The organism is Cysteiniphilum litorale (genome assembly GCF_003428165.1).
In the GTDB taxonomy this organism is placed as follows: Bacteria; Pseudomonadota; Gammaproteobacteria; order Francisellales; family Francisellaceae; genus Caedibacter; species Caedibacter litoralis.
This window is the reverse complement of sequence record NZ_QLIQ01000165.1, coordinates 1-686: the sequence shown is the minus strand read 5'-3', so window position 1 is coordinate 686 and position 686 is coordinate 1. Positions and strand designations below refer to the sequence as shown.

At 43.1% G+C, this 686-nt stretch carries 1 pseudogene; it reads left to right on the top strand.

The features are described from left to right. Positions 1-686, top strand: a pseudogene (locus DNJ75_RS15080) (IS1634 family transposase); the annotation flags it as partial.

The window sequence follows — 686 nt, the reverse complement described above, 5'->3', positions numbered from 1 at the left end:
ACCGATCGCGTTAAAGACTTACTCCATGGCGCTGAGCATGCGCTATTGAATGTTGATGATCATATCGAAGCAGAAGCACGTCGCTTAAGCGCTCTTGTGATTAAAAAGCACGGTGAAGCGTTATTTAATACAACACCAACAGAATCACACTATGAGCAAGTAGATATTTCCTCTGTTGAATCCTTTGATATTAAAAGTATTGGTGCCGAAAGCCTTGTCCACAAAGCAGCGCAAGACCTGCATTTGCCACAGGTTCTAAGCACATGTGGTTTATCCAATAGCGAGTGCCAAGACGCGCTAGCCACGATTTTAGCGCGCACATTGTACCCTGCCAGTGAGGTGAGGACGTGTGAAGTTTTAAAAACCAAAAGTGCGCTAGATGAGGTGCTACAGACTGATTTTAGCACCTTACACAAGAATCGCCTGTACCGCATTTCAGATGTCCTGTTAAAGTCTAAAGATGCCATTGAAGAAGCCTTATACCAAAGAGAGAAAACATGGTTTGAATTTGAGGAAATTGTGACGCTTTATGATTTAACCAATACCTATTTTGAAGGTCAATCATTGGACAATGAGCTAGGCGCTTTAGGACGATCAAAAGAAAAACGCAGCGACTGCATGTTAGTGACCTTAGCGCTGGTGCTGGATGGTTCTGGGTTTATCAAAAAGAGTCAGTTGTTTAAGGG